Annotated in this window: 13 protein-coding genes, 1 tRNA gene and 1 other RNA gene; 8 read left to right on the top strand and 7 right to left on the bottom strand. The window is 65.1% G+C overall.

The genetic code is table 11. The annotated features are described in order from the left end of the window. From PHX69_RS10065 to dnaX, 4 genes are all read right to left on the bottom strand, one after another. Window positions 1–985, bottom strand: a 985-nt coding sequence (locus tag PHX69_RS10065) for an ABC transporter substrate-binding protein (protein ID WP_288043575.1), incomplete at its 3' end; no start/stop codon positions are given. A 191-nt stretch (window positions 986–1,176) separates the two neighbouring features. Beyond that, complete coding sequence (gene recR / locus PHX69_RS10060; protein ID WP_288043573.1) at window positions 1,177–1,767, bottom strand: recombination mediator RecR; 591 nt, start codon at window positions 1,765–1,767, stop codon at window positions 1,177–1,179. Window positions 1,768–1,795: 28 nt separating this feature from the next. Continuing rightward, window positions 1,796–2,128 (bottom strand): YbaB/EbfC family nucleoid-associated protein, encoded by a 333-nt coding sequence (locus tag PHX69_RS10055; RefSeq protein ID WP_119013281.1) that lies wholly within the window; start codon window positions 2,126–2,128, stop codon window positions 1,796–1,798. Between the two features lie 34 nt (window positions 2,129–2,162). Then, complete coding sequence (gene dnaX, locus PHX69_RS10050; RefSeq protein ID WP_288043572.1) at window positions 2,163–4,244, bottom strand: DNA polymerase III subunit gamma/tau; 2,082 nt, start codon at window positions 4,242–4,244, stop codon at window positions 2,163–2,165. Window positions 4,245–4,304: 60 nt separating this feature from the next. On the opposite strand from dnaX, the gene ffs reads away from it, so the two are divergent. Both ffs and PHX69_RS10040 read left to right on the top strand, forming a co-directional pair. After that, window positions 4,305–4,401, top strand: an RNA gene (gene ffs / locus PHX69_RS10045) — signal recognition particle sRNA small type. A gap of 242 nt (window positions 4,402–4,643) precedes the next feature. Beyond that, window positions 4,644–4,910: a hypothetical protein gene (locus PHX69_RS10040; protein WP_132750423.1), complete on the top strand. Its 267-nt coding sequence runs from the start codon at window positions 4,644–4,646 to the stop codon at window positions 4,908–4,910. A gap of 15 nt (window positions 4,911–4,925) precedes the next feature. Here PHX69_RS10040 and plsY read toward each other — a convergent pair whose 3' ends face one another. The 3 genes from plsY to PHX69_RS10025 form a co-directional block, all read right to left on the bottom strand. Continuing rightward, on the bottom strand, window positions 4,926–5,624 hold the full coding sequence (gene plsY / locus PHX69_RS10035) for a glycerol-3-phosphate 1-O-acyltransferase PlsY (RefSeq protein WP_288043571.1): 699 nt from the start codon (window positions 5,622–5,624) through the stop codon (window positions 4,926–4,928). A gap of 180 nt (window positions 5,625–5,804) precedes the next feature. Beyond that, on the bottom strand, window positions 5,805–6,314 hold the full coding sequence (gene ybaK / locus PHX69_RS10030; protein WP_288043570.1) for a Cys-tRNA(Pro) deacylase: 510 nt from the start codon (window positions 6,312–6,314) through the stop codon (window positions 5,805–5,807). Window positions 6,315–6,532: 218 nt separating this feature from the next. After that, window positions 6,533–7,594: an aldo/keto reductase gene (locus tag PHX69_RS10025; RefSeq protein WP_288043568.1), complete on the bottom strand. Its 1,062-nt coding sequence runs from the start codon at window positions 7,592–7,594 to the stop codon at window positions 6,533–6,535. Between the two features lie 156 nt (window positions 7,595–7,750). Here PHX69_RS10025 and PHX69_RS10020 point away from each other — a divergent pair, with 156 nt between their 5' ends. The 6 genes from PHX69_RS10020 to PHX69_RS09995 all read left to right on the top strand — a co-directional run bounded on the left by PHX69_RS10020 (window position 7,751) and on the right by PHX69_RS09995 (window position 14,945). Next, window positions 7,751–8,686: an alpha/beta fold hydrolase gene (locus tag PHX69_RS10020; protein ID WP_288043567.1), complete on the top strand. Its 936-nt coding sequence runs from the start codon at window positions 7,751–7,753 to the stop codon at window positions 8,684–8,686. A 454-nt stretch (window positions 8,687–9,140) separates the two neighbouring features. Further along, on the top strand, window positions 9,141–9,698 hold the full coding sequence (locus PHX69_RS10015) for a hypothetical protein (RefSeq protein WP_288043566.1): 558 nt from the start codon (window positions 9,141–9,143) through the stop codon (window positions 9,696–9,698). Window positions 9,699–10,011: 313 nt separating this feature from the next. Further along, window positions 10,012–11,116, top strand: a protein-coding gene (gene prfB, locus PHX69_RS10010; RefSeq protein ID WP_119013274.1) for a peptide chain release factor 2 whose coding sequence is annotated in 2 segments (ribosomal slippage) — window positions 10,012–10,092 and window positions 10,094–11,116 — 1,104 coding nt in all. Because the reading frame shifts where the segments join, the coding sequence is not laid out codon by codon here. 8 nt (window positions 11,117–11,124) lie between these two features. After that, the gene (gene pepN, locus PHX69_RS10005; protein ID WP_288043565.1) at window positions 11,125–13,839 is read left to right on the top strand and encodes an aminopeptidase N; all 2,715 of its coding nucleotides are present in this window, start codon (window positions 11,125–11,127) and stop codon (window positions 13,837–13,839) included. A 10-nt stretch (window positions 13,840–13,849) separates the two neighbouring features. Then, the gene (locus PHX69_RS10000) at window positions 13,850–14,857 is read left to right on the top strand and encodes a class 1 fructose-bisphosphatase (protein WP_119013272.1); all 1,008 of its coding nucleotides are present in this window, start codon (window positions 13,850–13,852) and stop codon (window positions 14,855–14,857) included. A gap of 12 nt (window positions 14,858–14,869) precedes the next feature. Next, a tRNA-Thr gene (locus PHX69_RS09995) sits at window positions 14,870–14,945 on the top strand. Window positions 14,946–14,996: the final 51 nt, after the last annotated feature.

Raw genomic sequence — 14,996 nt, 5'->3', positions numbered from 1 at the left:
TCACGTGCTCCAGCCCCTGTGCGTTCTCGTGCAATGACGCCATGGTGCGCAGTGCCGTAGCGGGGCCATCGCTGGGCATCATGCCGTCGATGGAAATGGTTTCGCGCACCCGGGCAAAAGCGGCCAGATAGCCGCCCCGGTCGCCCTGCCAATCGGCAGCCGGAACGGCCTTGACCAGATCCCCCGGGCCTGCCGTTTGCAGCCACTTGAGGGCATGCACCAGCCCATAGACCAACGCTTGTGCATCTGCAGCGCGCTGGTGCAAAAAACGCTCCGGTGCGGCCAGGCAGCCGCCGGGCAAGGCGCCGCCAAACACCGACTGCGAGCCCCCCAGGGTGCGCGCCTCACTGAGCAAGCGCAGCTCGCCCTTGCTCTCCAATTGCGCCATCACCGGATCGCCGTGGCACAGCGCCTGCACGCGCTGGGCGCGCACCGCTGCCGCAGCAGAGGCGCCTGCCCCCACCGCCACATAAGTCACGTCCTGCGGCCCCAGCCCGGCGCGCGCCAACACCAGCAAAGCCATGGCGTGCGACAAAGAGCCCAGCGCATCCACCCCGACCTTGCGCTCGCGCAAATCAGCCAGGGTGTTCGACCGGGGCAGCGCCCGCGTGGAAACGCCCAAAGCCAGCTGCGCAGCGCGCCCCTGCAACACCAGCGAGCGCACCTCGGGCGCCCCCAGCGGCGGACTGACCACATGCTCATAGCCAATGGCGCAGACCTGGGCCGCCCCTTGGCGCACTGCGTCCAGTGCCAGCGCGTCGCTGGCAAACTCGCGCACCGACACCGACAGCCCTTCCTGGCGGAAAAAATCCAGCTGCAACGCCACCGTCAGCGGCAAATGCCGAAATGCCGACGTGGCGCGCCCCCCCACCGCCACCGTCAGCTGCGGCGCCAGCGTGGCCGACGGGGTGCGCAGCGCAGCACCCGCCAAAACCATGGCGGACAGAGCGCCAAAGGCGCGGCGACTGGGGTGGATGGGCGGCACGGTAAAGAAAACTCCTGGGTGGGCGCCACAATTGGTGCAGTGCAGCAATTGTGCCTTCCCCATAGCAGCAGCGCATCAGGGTCAGCCCCTGCGGGTTTCTACGTACCGCACGCATCAATAACGGCATTTTAAGCCTCCAGCCCTTGCTGGATGGGCGCTAGCAGCTATTAAATCAGAAGCAATGAACGCCCTCAGCGCCGGTCGGCCAGGGCGTGGGCAATGGTGCCCAGATCGACATATTCCAGCTCGCTACCCACGGGCACACCGCGCGCCAGGCGTGTGGTGCGCAAACCACGGGCCTTGAGGGCCTCGCTGATGACGTGGGCGGTGGTTTCACCCTCGGCGGTGAAGTTGGTGGCCAAAATCACCTCCTGCACCACGCCATCGCTGGCGCGGGCCAGCAGTTTTTTCAGGCCGATGTCTTTGGGGCCGATGCCGTCGAGCGGGCTGATGCGCCCCATCAGCACAAAGTACAGCCCCTGAAACGCCCCCGTGCGCTCCAGCGCCGACTGGTCGGCGGGCGTCTCGACCACACACAGCCGCGTGGCGTCGCGCTCGGGGTCTTGGCAGACCTCGCACACCTGGGCTTCGCAAAACGTGTGGCAGCGCTCGCAGTGGCGCATGCTGCCCACCGCCTGGGCCAGCGCCTGCGACAGCGCCAGCGCGCCCTCGCGGTCGTGCTGCAACAAGTGAAACGCCATGCGCGCGGCCGACTTCACGCCCACCCCCGGCAAGCGCCGCAGCGCCTGCACCAGGGCGTCCAGGGAGTTGCTGGTGGCCATGGCTATCGCCCCCGCGCAGTAGCGGCCATCAGAACGGGAACTTCATGCCGCCGGGCAAACCGGGCATGCCAGCGGTGATCTTGCCCATTTTTTCGGACGAGGTTTCTTCGGCCTTGCGCACGGCGGCATTGAAGGCAGCGGCCACCAGGTCTTCGAGCATGTCTTTGTCTTCGGCCAGCAGGCTGGGGTCGATGGTGACGCGCTTGACGTCGTGCTTGCAGGTCATCAGCACCTTGACCAGGCCCGCGCCCGACTCGCCCTCGACTTCGACGTTGGCCAGCTCGTCCTGGGCTTTTTTCAGGTTGTCTTGCATGGCCTGGGCCTGCTTCATGAGACCGGCGAGTTGTCCTTTGTTGAACATGGGATACCTTTCGTTGCGATGTAAATAAGGAAATTCAGAGGGGCTTGATGCTACCGGGCACGATTTTGGCGCCGTAGTCGCGCACCAAGGTCTGGACAAACGGGTCGTTGGCCACGGTGTCCTGCGCCACGCGCTGGCGTTCTTGCTCGGCGGCGGCATTGCGCCGCGCGGGGGTATCGGTGACAGGGCCCACTTCCACGCTGATCTGGCTGGTGTGGCCGGCGGCCTCCAGCGCCGCGCGCAGGCGCTCGCGGGCCATGGGCTGGTTGAGCGATTCGCGCTCCACGCGCAACCGCCAGTGGCCGCCGTCGTGCGCCACCAGTTGCGATTGCAAAGCCAGTTCGCGCACCAGCGCCGTGATGGCCTCGCTGGCTGCCAGCGCCTGCACGGTGGCGTGCCAGAGATCGCCCTCGGGGGTAGCAGCCACCGTGGCGCTGGTGCGCTGGAGGGGCGCAGCATCTGCTGTGCCCTGAGAGGCGCTGACAGCAGGCAGATTTGCTATTTTTTCAATAGCTTGTCGCGCTGGCTGCGCAAAGGCAGGTGGCTGATGGGGGTCAAAATTTTGCCCCATAGCACCGGCTGGATCTGGCGCCGGGGCTGTCGTATCTGCTACTGGATAGATAGCTGTTGGCGCTGGCTGGGCGCGGCCTGAAGGCTGATTGACCTGAAAACTTGCACCCAAGGCACCCGCCGGGGCAGCCGTATCCGCTACTGAATAGATAGCTGATCGCGCTGACTGGGTGTGGCCTGGAGGCTGATTTGGTGCCAAACTTTCACCGGCAGTACCCGCAGCACCAACTGGGGCTGGTACCGGGTTCAGGGCAGCCGCATCTGCTACCGAATTAATAGCTTCTTGCGCTTGCTGGACGGGCGCTGGATCCTGATTTGGCACACCATTTTCAGCGGCACCCGCCCTCGGCCAAACCGGCGCAGCGGGCGCTGGTACGGCAGTGTTTGCTGCGGTGCGGGCGGGCTCAGGCCGCGTCAGTGTTTTTTTTTCTGCGCTGCCCGCAGGCTTGAAGGCCAGCAGGCGCAGCAGCACCATGGTCAGGGCGGCGTATTCGTCGGGGGCCAGGCCCAGCTCGCCGCGCCCGTGCAGGCAAATGCTGTAGAGCAGCTGCGTTTCGTCCGCAGGCATCAGCGCGGCCAGGCGGGCGATCTCCAGGGCATCGGGGTCGCTGGCATCGACGCTGGCGGCCATCTGCGGCACCGCCTGCAACACGGCCATGCGCTGCAACACGGCGCTCATGTCCTCCAGCGTAGAGGCGGCTGAGAGCCCGTGCAGGCGCAGCACCTCGGCGGTTTCGACCACGGTTTTGCCGTCGCCCAGCGCCAGCGCGTCAATCAGGCGCAGCACGTAAGAGCGGTCTACGCTGCCCAGCATCAGGCGCACACTGGGCTCTTGCAGCTGGCCGCTGCCAAAGGCAATGGCCTGGTCGGTCAGGCTGAGCGCATCGCGCATGGAGCCGCGCGCAGCCCGCGCCAGCAGGCGCAGTGCCTGGGGCTGGGCGGGTACGCCCTCGGCGGCCAGCACCCGCGTGAGGTGCTCCAACACCGTCTCGGGCGCCATGGGCCGCAGGTTGAATTGCAGGCAGCGCGAGAGCACCGTGACGGGCACTTTCTGCGGGTCGGTGGTGGCCAGCACAAACTTGAGGTATTCGGGCGGCTCCTCCAGCGTCTTGAGCATGGCGTTAAAAGCCGTGTTCGTCAGCATGTGGACTTCGTCGATCATGAAGACCTTGAAGCGCCCCTGCACCGGCTTGTACACCGCTTGCTCCAGCAGGCTTTGCACTTCATCCACGCCCCGGTTCGATGCCGCGTCCAGCTCGGTGTAATCGACAAAACGGCCACTGTCGATGTCGGTACAGGCCTGGCACACGCCGCAGGGCGTGGCGGTGATGCCGCCCTGGCCGTCCGGCCCCTGGCAGTTGAGCGACTTGGCCAGAATGCGCGACACGGTGGTCTTGCCCACGCCGCGCGTACCGGTAAACAGGTAGGCGTGGTGCAGGCGCTGCTGTGTCAGGGCATTGGTCAGGGCCTGCACGACGTGCTCCTGCCCCACCATTTCCGTGAAATTGCGGGGGCGGTACTTGCGGGCGAGCACGATGTAAGACATGGGGCGTGATTCTATGTGCGAGCGGCGCAATGGCCTGCACGATGGCTTACAATGCGCGCTGACGGGCCTCCCCGCATGGTGAAGCAGCCAACCGGGTCAGGTGGGGAACCAAGCAGCCCTAACTGTAGAGCCAGTGCCGGGGGTAAGGCTCGTCAACTTCTTCTCTCCCAAGCGTTTGCACCCCAGCCACAGCCCCTGCACCACGGGGCCACATCGGCAAGCAACGTTTGCAGCACCCCGCACGCACCGGCTACGGCGCAGGCCAAGCCCTTTTCCCGACCAGCGTTTCTGGATTGGCCTACAGTGTTCTGTACGCCGTTGATCGGTGCTGCGTTTGCTCTGGATGGCCATCCCACCATGCGCGGGCAACCAGCCCACCGGCGCTCCCAAGGAAACCCCATGCTGCTGACCGATGAAGAACTGGCCCCGCTGATGCAACGCAAGGCGCAAATCCAGGCCACTTTGCGCCAAAACGCAGGTGCTGACAGCGCTTGCGCCACCACCTCCGGCACCTGCCCCAGCTGCCAATGTGGCAGCGGCTCTGGCAGCGCCACCGCCGCCTCTGCCCCGCCCCGGCGGGCCCTGACACTGGTGCTGGGCGCCCTGGCCCTGCTGGCGCTGGGCGGGTGGGCGGTTCGCGCGGGCTGGATAGTCCTGGGCGGCTGATCCGGCCAGATCGCCTTATTTGCCGTGGCGATGCTTCTTTTTCGGGTACGCGGGCGGGGTTTGTGCACGGGGTTCAGCCCCGGCCTTGGCTTTGCCCTGCCCCAATTTGGACTCGGTGCCGCGCACCAGGCGACCAATGTTTTCCTGGTGGCGCCAGACCAGAAGCGCCGCCATCGCCCCCATGGCGGCGGCCACGCGGTGGTCGGCGTACCACAGCGGCCCGCTGGCCAGCAAATAGAAAGCAGGCGCAAACAAGGCCGCTGCCATCGACGCCAACGACACATAGCGCGAAAGAAACACCACCACCAGCCAGGCCCCCAGCGTTGCCAGGCCCAGCCAGCCACTCACGCCCACAAGCACGCCCAGCGCCGTGGCCACGCCCTTGCCGCCCTTGAAGCCGAAAAACACCGGCCAGAGGTGCCCGGCAAACGCCGCCAACCCCACCAGCGCCTGCGTGCCTTCTTCCAGACCATAGGGCGCGCCCCACCAGCGCACCAGCACCACCGGCAACCAGCCCTTGGCCGCATCCAGCAGCAGCGTCACGATGGCGGCGGCCTTGCTGCCCGAGCGCAGCACATTGGTGGCGCCCGGGTTCTTGCTGCCAAAGGTGCGCGGGTCGCTCAGGCCCATGGCGCGGCTGACCAGCACCGCAAACGACAGCGATCCCAGCAAATAAGCGGCCACAACGGCCAGGGCAGAATAAACAACGGGCACAGGCAGGTCTCCTGGGGGAATGATGGGGGAGGAAGGCAGCGCAGAACGCTTGCAGGGCGGTGCAAGACAGCCGCCCCGGCCCGGCCCCAAATACAAGGACGGCGGGCAGCGGCATTCTGCCAGCGCCACCGGGCGGCGGCCGCCAAAAGTCAGCGCCGTGTCAGGCGAGCGGGGGCCGATTCAGGGCGACTCGGTCAGCGCGCACTGCACGGGCCGCGCGCCCAGCAGTTGCACACACGCCTGCGGGTCGATTTGCACCAGAAAGCCCCGGCGCCCGCCGTTGATGGCGATGCGCGGCAGTTGCAGGATGCTTTCTTCGATATACACCGGCATCTCGCGGCGCGTGCCAAACGGCGAGGTGCCGCCCACCAGATAGCCGCTGTGGCGCTGGGCCACCTCGGGCGTGCAAGGCTCCACCGACTTGGCGCCAATCTGGCGCGCGAGGTTTTTGGTCGATACCTTGCAGTCGCCGTGCATGAGCACGATGAGCGGGCGGGCGTCCTGGTCTTGCATCACCAGCGTTTTGACCACCTGGTGCTCGTCAAAACCCAGCTGGCGCGCCGACTCTGCCGTGCCGCCATGCTCCACGTAGTCATAGGGGTGGCCGGTAAACGGCACCTGGTGCGCCTTGAGCAGCTGTGTGGCGGGGGTTTCGCTCACATGCTCGGTCTTGCGGTCTTTTTTGGCCATGGTGTCCAGACAATGCGGGGGTTTTTGCAACCATTTCAACAATCAAAATGATAGCTGCTCGCGCTTACTGTGCGGGCGCTACAAGCCGATTTGACCACAATCACCGACCACGCCACGTCCACGCCCAAGGCCAGGGCGCGCTGTAGTGCCGCCCCATGCAGCGCACGGTGCGCCGTGCCGTAGCCGTAGCCGTAGCCGTAGCCGTAGCCGACGGTGCATCAAATCGCCGGGTCGCCCAGCTCCCAGCGGATGGCGTCGATCTGCGCCAGCAGCTCGGGCGACAAGGTGGTGCCCCAGGCGTCCAGATCGTCGTCCAGCTGCGCCAGCGAGGTCACGCCGATGATGGTGCTGGCCACCTGCCATTTGGTGTAGCAAAACGCCAGCGCCAGTTGCGCGGGCGTCAGGCCATGCGCGCGCGCCAGTGCGTTGTAGCGGCGCGCGGCGGCCAGCGCCTCGGGGCGGCCCCAGCGCTGCTGGCGCACCGAGGCATAGCTGGCAATGCGCGCGCCCTGCGGAGCGTCGGGGCCGTCGATGCCGCTGGCGTCGTATTTGCCGGTAAGCAGCCCAAAGCCCAGCGGCGAATAGGCCAGCAGCGACACGCCCAGGCGGTGGCAGCTCTCGTCCAGCGCGTTCTCATAGCTGCGGTTGATGAGGCAATACGGGTTTTGCACCGTGGCCACGCGCGGCAGGCCGTGCTGTTCGGCCAGGCGCACAAACTCGTGGACGCCGTAGGGCGTCTCGTTCGACAAGCCAATGTGGCGCACCTTGCCCGCTTTGACCAGCCCCGCCAGCGCCTGCAATTGTTCGTGGATGGGCGTTTGCGTGGTTTCTTTGGCCGGGTCGTAGTACTTGGTGCCAAAGGCCGGCACATGGCGCTCGGGCCAGTGGATCTGGTAAAGGTCGATGACGTCGGTTTGCAGGCGGCGCAGGCTCCCCTCGCACGAGGCCACGATGTCGGCAGCGGTCATTCCCGCGCCCTGCCGAATCCAGGGCATGCCGCGCGAGGGGCCAGCCACCTTGGTCGCCAGCACCAGCTTCTGGCGCGCGCCCGGGTTCTTGGCAAACCAGCGGCCAATGATGGTTTCGGTGGCGCCGCAGGTGTCGGCGCGGGCGGGCACGGCGTACATCTCGGCGGTGTCGATGAAGTTGACGCCGCGCTCCAGCGAGCGGCTGAGGATGGCGTGGGCATCGGCCTCAGCGACCTGCTCGCCAAAGGTCATGGTGCCCAGGCAGATGGGGGTAACGTGCAGGTCGCTGTGACCGAGGGGGATGGTTTTCATGGCGGACGCTCTCCGGGGTAACAAGAATGTAAAAGGCAGTGGCGGGCCAGTTTACGGGGGGCTTTGGATGGCTACGGGCATAAGCATCCACCCTGCGCACCACCGATGTCCCAGCGTTGACTGACGCCCCCGGCGCAGCACCGGAATAATGTGCGCATGTACCAAACCCAACGCCCCTCTCGCTCTGAATTTGTCACCATCCGCACCCTGCAATACCACGTCCGGCGCTGGGGCGACGCCAGCGCCAGCCCCACTGGCGCGCCGCTGGTGCTGGCCCATGGCTGGATGGACGTGGGCGCCTCGTACCAGTTCGTCGTCGATGCGCTGAGTGAGGCGTTTTTCCAGGGCCGCCAGATCATTGCCCCCGACTGGCGCGGCTTTGGCCTCACGGCGCCGCCCACCCCCGCCGACCACTACCACTTTGCCGACTACCTGGCCGACCTGGACCAGCTGCTCGACCACTACGCCCCCGGCCAGGCCGTGGATCTGGTCGGCCACAGCATGGGCGGCAACATTGCCATGCTGTATGCGGGCGTGCGCCCACAGCGCATCCGCCGCCTGGTCAACCTGGAAGGCTTTGGCATGCCCGCCAGCCAGCCCAGCCAGGCGGCTGCGCGCTATGCGCAGTGGATGGACGACCTGCGCCGCCTGGAGCGTGGCGAGATCACCCTCAAGGGCTACGACAGCGCCGACGGCGTGGCCCGGCGCCTGATGAAAACCAACCCGCGCCTGTCACCCGACAAGGCGCAGTGGCTGGCGCAGCACTGGGCGCGCCCCGACGCCCAGGGGCAGTGGCACATTCTGGGCGACGCGGCGCACAAAATCGTCAGCGCGCAGCTCTACCGCGTGGACGAGACCCTGGCCATCCACAGCGCCATTGCCGCTCCCACCCTGGCCGTGCAGGCCAGCGACGACAGCATGGGCCAGTGGTGGAAAGGCCGCTACACGCTGGCCGAATTCCACGAGCGCCTGAAAGTGGTGCCCGACTGCCGCACCGCTGTCGTGCAGGACGCAGGCCACATGCTGCACCACGACCAGCCCCAGGCCGTGGCCGCGCTGATAGAGCATTTTTTATGGGATAAAAAGCATTAAACCCTTGCGCAGCAAGCGCAAGCAGCTATTTATTTAATAGCACAACCGCATTCACACCATCAGAATCCCTGCCCCGGCAGCACGCCGCGCAGACGCTGCTACAGCAAAGGCCCGTCCTGCACCCCCAGCACGGAGGCTGGCAGCGCCGAGTCGGCAGGAAAAAAGCGAAATAGCTTGCAGAGGTGGGCGCGCAATGGCAGGACACGCGCCCGCACATCCCTGAAATTGGTGATTCACGATGGCAGGGGCGCAAATTACCCAATTTCAGGGATGTTGCAAACAAACACGTCCACTTACGATCAGTGGACAAGCACTCGACTGCCATCAAAACCAACCGTCAGCCCCTTCAGAGCAAGCAAGGGCAATCGCACATTGCTATTAAAAATGAAGCAATCGACGTCCATCCCTGTTCATGCCCCACAGGCTGCCTGACTACCAAAAGAAAAAAACGCGCATGCTCACTTCCCCCCATTTGCCAAACACGCCGATTGCGCTGCGCCATCCTTCAGGGCTTGGCCACGCTGCCAAATCGGTCGCGGCCTCCAGCCCGGGTGCCGCAGGCTTTGGCGGCAGCAGTGTCGCCAGCATCGTGGCCAGGCACGTCCCGAGCCTGGCCATACCCTTGGGGATCATCGTGGAGCACCTTTCCCCCCAGATTGGCACATGGCAGGTTTCGATTGACGAGGGGGCCAGCTGGCACACCATCCGCACCGACCTCATCAACCGACCAGGCAACACGGGGCTGGCCCTGGAAGGCACGGCACGACTGCGCGTTCTTCCGTTGACTGCCAGCGCACGCCATCCAGCGCGCGTGGTGCTGCACGCTGCACAACGCGCACCGGGCCAATCGAATGGCTGCTACCAGAACTATCCTCCCGATGACCGCTGCGAGGCCGCCCGGAGCATCACTCTGGTGCTGAGTCTGGATGCCATCAACGGCCGCCCACCCGCCGTGCCAACCACGCGCCCACGCAACAAGCGGGCCACCGCAGCACAGCGCTCATCGGTATAGGCGCCCCATCGGCGACGAGGTGTTATGGCCTGCCAGGGACGCAACCAGCCGCCAGCGCTTGCACTGCCCTTGCGCTTGACCGCCAACACCTGCCCACGCCCCTTTTTTCATCGAACTTCAATGCCAACGTTCCTGCGGACTTCGATGGCCACGCCCTTCGGCCTGGCTGCGTTGGCGCTGGTCTACACAGCAGCGCGTGCCGACTGAGTGGCATTATTTTTGACGTTACCTAGCGCACCCCCAGCGCCTGTAACGTGCTTTGCGTCCCGTGAGAAAATCCCCGGTTATTTCACCCATTACCCAGGACACCACCATGGACGCAGAACAAATCAACCACATCGGCAACACCCTCACCGACCTGGCCCAGCGCACGCAAGAGTTACGGGGGTATCTTTGACTACGATGCCAAATTTGAACGCCTGCGCACGGTAAACGCCTCGCTCGAAGACCCCACCGTCTGGAACGACCCCAAAAAGGCCCAAGAGCTGGGCAAGGAAAAGAAGGCACTCGACGGCGTGGTGCTCACGCTGGAGCGCCTCACCCGCGAGCTGGCCGACAACGCCGAGCTCTACGAGATGAGCAAGGAAGAAGGCGATGAAGCGGGCCTGGCCACCATAGCCCAGGAAGCGGCCAAGCTGCGGCCCGAGATCGAAGAACTCGAATTTCGGCGCATGTTCCGCAACGAGGCCGACCCGCTCAACTGCTTTGTCGATATCCAGGCCGGAGCCGGTGGCACCGAAGCCTGCGACTGGGCCAGCATGCTGCTGCGCCAGTACCTCAAGTACGCCGAGCGCAAGGGCTTCAAAACCCGCGTGGACGATGAAACCCCCGGCGACGTGGCGGGCATCAAAGGCGCCACCATCCACATCGAGGGCGAATACGCCTTTGGCCTGCTGCGCACCGAGACCGGCGTGCACCGCCTGGTGCGCAAGAGCCCGTTCGACAGCTCGGGTGGGCGCCACACCTCGTTTGCGTCGGTGTTCGTGTACCCTGAGATCGATGACTCGATCGAGATCAACATCAACCCCTCAGACGTGCGCACCGACACCTACCGCGCCAGCGGCGCCGGCGGCCAGCACATCAACAAGACCGACTCGGCCGTGCGCCTGACGCACATCCCCACCGGCATCGTGGTGCAGTGCCAAGACGGGCGCAGCCAGCACGGCAACCGTGACATCGCCTGGCAACGGTTGCGCTCCAAGCTCTACGACTTCGAGATGCGCAAGCGCCAGGAAGAGCAGCAAAAACTCGAAGACACCAAGACCGATGTGGGCTGGGGCCACCAGATCCGCTCTTACGTGCTGGACAACAGCCGCATCAAGGACTTGCGCACCAACGTTGAAATCTCGGCCACGCAAAAAGTGCTGGACGGCGATCTCGACGCTTTCATCGAAGCCTCGCTCAAACAGGGCATTTAAGGAGAACCATGTTGCGTGAAGGAAAAGCCACTGCGGTACACCGCAGCGACTACCAGGCACCTGCCTGGTGGATTGACACCGTCGAGCTGGCGTTCGACCTGGACCCGGCCAAAACCCGGGTACTCAACAAGATGCGCCTGCGCCGCAACAGCGCTGTGCCCGCACAGCCGCTGCGCCTGGACGGTGAGGAGCTGAACCTCTCGCGCGTACTGGTCAACGGCGCGGGCACCTCGTTCAAGATGGAAGGCAGCCAGCTGGTGCTGGAGAACCTTCCTGAAGGCGAGGAGGCCTTCGACCTGGAGATTTTCACCACCTGCGCCCCCGACAAGAATACCCAGCTCATGGGCTTGTACGTGAGCCAGGGCACGTTTTTTACGCAGTGCGAAGCCGAGGGCTTCCGGCGCATCACCTACTTTCTCGACCGGCCCGACGTGATGGCCAGCTACACCGTGGTGCTGCGCGCGGACAAGGCCCAGTTTCCGGTGCTGCTGTCCAACGGCAACCTGGTCGAGCAAGGCGACCTGGACGGCGGGCGCCACTTTGCCAAGTGGCACGACCCGCACAAAAAGCCCAGCTATTTGTTCGCCCTGGTGGCGGGCAAGCTGGTGGCGCGCCAGCAGCGCATCACCAGCCGCGCAGGCACCGATCACTTGCTGGAGGTGTACGTGCGCCCCGGTGACCTGGGCAAGACCGAACACGCCATGCGCTCGCTCATGGCCAGCGTGGCCTGGGACGAGGCGCGCTTTGGCCTGCCGCTCGACCTGGAACGCTTCATGATCGTCGCCACGAGCGACTTCAACATGGGCGCCATGGAAAACAAGGGCCTGAACATCTTCAACACGAAGTACGTTTTGGCCAGCGAAGCCACCGCCACCGATGTGGACTTTGCCAATATCGAATCGGTGGTCGGCCACGAGTATTTCCACAACTGGACGGGCAACCGCGTCACCTGCCGCGACTGGTTCCAGCTCTCTCTCAAAGAGGGGCTGACGGTGTTTCGCGACCAGGAATTTTCCATGGATCTGGCGGGCAGCCCGTCGGCGCGCGCCGTCAAGCGCATCGAGGATGTGCGCGTGCTGCGCACCGCGCAGTTCCCCGAGGACGCCGGCCCCATGGCGCACCCGGTGCGGCCCGACAGCTACGTCGAGATCAACAACTTCTACACCGTCACCATCTACGAAAAAGGGGCCGAGGTCGTGCGCATGATGCACAACCTGGTGGGCCGCGACGGCTTTGCGCGCGGCATGAAGCTCTACTTCGAGCGCCACGACGGCCAGGCCGTGACCTGCGACGATTTCGCAGGCGCAATAGCCGATGCCAACCCGGACAGCGATCTGGCGCGCCTGCTGCCCCAGTTCAAGCACTGGTACAGCCAAGCGGGCACGCCGCGCGTGCGCGCCACCGGCCAGTACGACGCGGCTGCGCGCACCTACACGCTCACGCTGGCGCAAAGCTGCGCACCCACACCGGGCCAAGCAACCAAAGAGCCCTTCGTTATCCCAGTGGAGCTGGGCTTGCTGGCGCAAGACGGCAGCGCCCTGCCCCTGCAATGGCCGGGTGAAGATGCACCGGGCGCGACCAGTCGCACCGTGGTGCTGTCCGAGTCCAGTGTGCAGCTGACTTTTGTCAATGTGGACGAGGCCCCCGTGCCCTCGCTGCTGCGCGGCTTCAGCGCCCCCGTGGTACTGGACGTGGACTACACCGACGCCGAGCTGCTCACCCTGCTGGCCCACGACAGCGACGCCTTCAACCGCTGGGAAGCGGGCCAGCGCCTGGCCCTGCGTATCGCTATCAATACGATAGCTGATAGCGCAATCCAGACGGGCGCTACAGGCCAAATTGACCAACAAATCCTGCCCGACAGCTTTGTGCAGGCCATGCGCGCCGTGCTGCGCCACCCGCAGCTCGACGCCGCGTTCAAAGAGCTGGCGCTGGCCCTGCCCTCGGAGACCTACATCGCCGAGCAGCTGGAAGTGGTTGATCCGCAGCGCATCCACGCCGTGCGCGAGGCCATGCGCCTGCAACTGGCCACCGCGCTGCAGGCCGACTGGCAGTGGGCCTACGAGCAGCACCAGCACAGCGGCGCCTACCGGCCCGATGCCGCCTCAGCGGGCCGCCGCGCGCTGGCCGGTATGGCGCTGCACATGCTGTGCCTGGCCGCACAGCACACGGGCGACGCCGTCTGGCCCGGCAAGGCACTGCAACGCTTCAAGGATGCGGGCAACATGACCGACCGCTTCAACGCCCTCAACGCACTGGTCGGCAGCGGCCACGCGCTGGCAGCACCGGCGCTGGCGCGCTTTCATGCGCAGTTCAAGGAGGAGCCGCTGGTGCTGGACAAATGGTTTGCCCTGCAAGCCGGGGCCTGCGACCGTGGCGGCCAAGTGCTAGCGCAGGTCAAACAGCTGATGAACCACCCCGACTTCAGCCTGAAAAACCCCAACCGCGCCCGCAGCGTGATCTTCAGCTACTGCAACGCCAACCCCGGCGCCTTCCACCGGGCCGATGCGGCAGGCTACGTTTTCTGGAGCGAGCGCGTCATTGAGCTCGACGCCATCAACCCGCAAGTGGCTGCCCGCCTGGCGCGCGCGCTGGACCGCTGGAAAAAACTGGCCGAACCCTGGCGCAGCGGTGCCCGCGAAGCCATCGCGCGCGTGGCTGCCCGCCCCGACTTGAGCAACGACGTGCGCGAGGTCGTCACCCGCGCACTGGCCGACGAATAAGGAGAAAACCATGGCAAAACGAATCAGCCTGACCCGCTACCTGGTCGAACAACAGCGCGTGGATGGCCTCATCCCCTCGCAACTGCGCCTGCTGCTGGAAGTGGTGGCCCGGGCCTGCAAAAGCATCAGCCAGGCCGTCAACAAAGGTGCGCTGGGCGGCGTGCTGGGCAGCGCCGACAGTGAAAACGTGCAGGGCGAAGTGCAGAAAAAGCTCGACATCATCGCCAACGAGGTGCTGATCGAAGCCAACGAATGGGGCGGCCACCTGGCCGCCATGGCCAGCGAGGAAATGGACGGCATCTACGTCGTGCCCAACCGCTACCCGCAGGGCGAATACCTGCTGCTGTTCGATCCCCTGGACGGCTCCAGCAACATCGACGTGAACGTGAGCATCGGCACCATCTTCAGCGTGCTGAAGAAACCCGAAGGCGACCGGGGCGTGGAAGAAAAAGACTTCCTGCAAGCCGGTGGCCAGCAGGTGGCAGCAGGCTACTGCGTCTATGGCCCGCAGACCACGCTGGTGCTGACGGTGGGCGACGGCGTGGCCATGTTCACCCTGGATCGCGAGCAAGGCTCCTTCGTGCTGACACAAGAGAACGTGCGCATCCCCGAGGACACGAAAGAGTTCGCCATCAACATGAGCAACATGCGCCACTGGGACGAGCCGGTGCGCCGCTACATCGACGAGTGCCTGCAAGGCAAGGAAGGCCCGCGCGGCAAGGACTTCAACATGCGCTGGATTGCCAGCATGGTGGCCGACGTACACCGCATCATGACGCGCGGCGGCGTGTTCATGTACCCCTGGGACAAGCGCGAACCGAACAAACCCGGCAAGCTGCGGCTGATGTACGAGGCCAACCCCATGGGCTGGCTGGTAGAACAGGCCGGGGGCGCCGCCACCAATGGCCGCCAGCGCATTCTGGATATCCAGCCCACCCAGTTGCATGAGCGCGTGAGCGTCATCCTGGGCTCCAAGAACGAGGTCGAGCGCGTGACAGGCTACCATTCGACGGTATAATCGCAGGCTTACGCCGGTGTAGCTCAGTCGGTAGAGCAGCTCATTCGTAATGAGAAGGTCGGGTGTTCGATTCATCTCTCCGGCACCAATACAGCAAAGGAAACCCCGCTATCTTTTTGGTAGCGGGGTTTTTGCTTTT

The sequence above is a fragment of the Simplicispira sp. genome, from assembly GCF_028687295.1.
GTDB lineage: Bacteria > Pseudomonadota > Gammaproteobacteria > Burkholderiales > Burkholderiaceae_C > Simplicispira > Simplicispira metamorpha.
This window is presented reverse-complemented; position numbering and strand designations above follow the sequence as displayed.

Excerpts from the sequence above, each read along its gene's own strand:
- dnaX (WP_288043572.1), bottom strand. The coding sequence starts at position 4,244 with ATGTCTTACATCGTGCTCGCCCGCAAGTACCGCCCCCGCAATTTCACG.
- PHX69_RS10020 (WP_288043567.1), top strand. The coding sequence starts at position 7,751 with ATGTACCAAACCCAACGCCCCTCTCGCTCTGAATTTGTCACCATCCGC.
- recR (WP_288043573.1), bottom strand. The coding sequence starts at position 1,767 with ATGGCCACCAGCAACTCCCTGGACGCCCTGGTGCAGGCGCTGCGGCGC.
- PHX69_RS10040 (WP_132750423.1), top strand. The coding sequence starts at position 4,644 with ATGCTGCTGACCGATGAAGAACTGGCCCCGCTGATGCAACGCAAGGCG.
- ybaK (WP_288043570.1), bottom strand. The coding sequence starts at position 6,314 with ATGGCCAAAAAAGACCGCAAGACCGAGCATGTGAGCGAAACCCCCGCC.
- PHX69_RS10025 (WP_288043568.1), bottom strand. The coding sequence starts at position 7,594 with ATGAAAACCATCCCCCTCGGTCACAGCGACCTGCACGTTACCCCCATC.
- PHX69_RS10015 (WP_288043566.1), top strand. The coding sequence starts at position 9,141 with ATGCTCACTTCCCCCCATTTGCCAAACACGCCGATTGCGCTGCGCCAT.
- pepN (WP_288043565.1), top strand. The coding sequence starts at position 11,125 with ATGTTGCGTGAAGGAAAAGCCACTGCGGTACACCGCAGCGACTACCAG.
- PHX69_RS10000 (WP_119013272.1), top strand. The coding sequence starts at position 13,850 with ATGGCAAAACGAATCAGCCTGACCCGCTACCTGGTCGAACAACAGCGC.
- PHX69_RS10055 (WP_119013281.1), bottom strand. The coding sequence starts at position 2,128 with ATGTTCAACAAAGGACAACTCGCCGGTCTCATGAAGCAGGCCCAGGCC.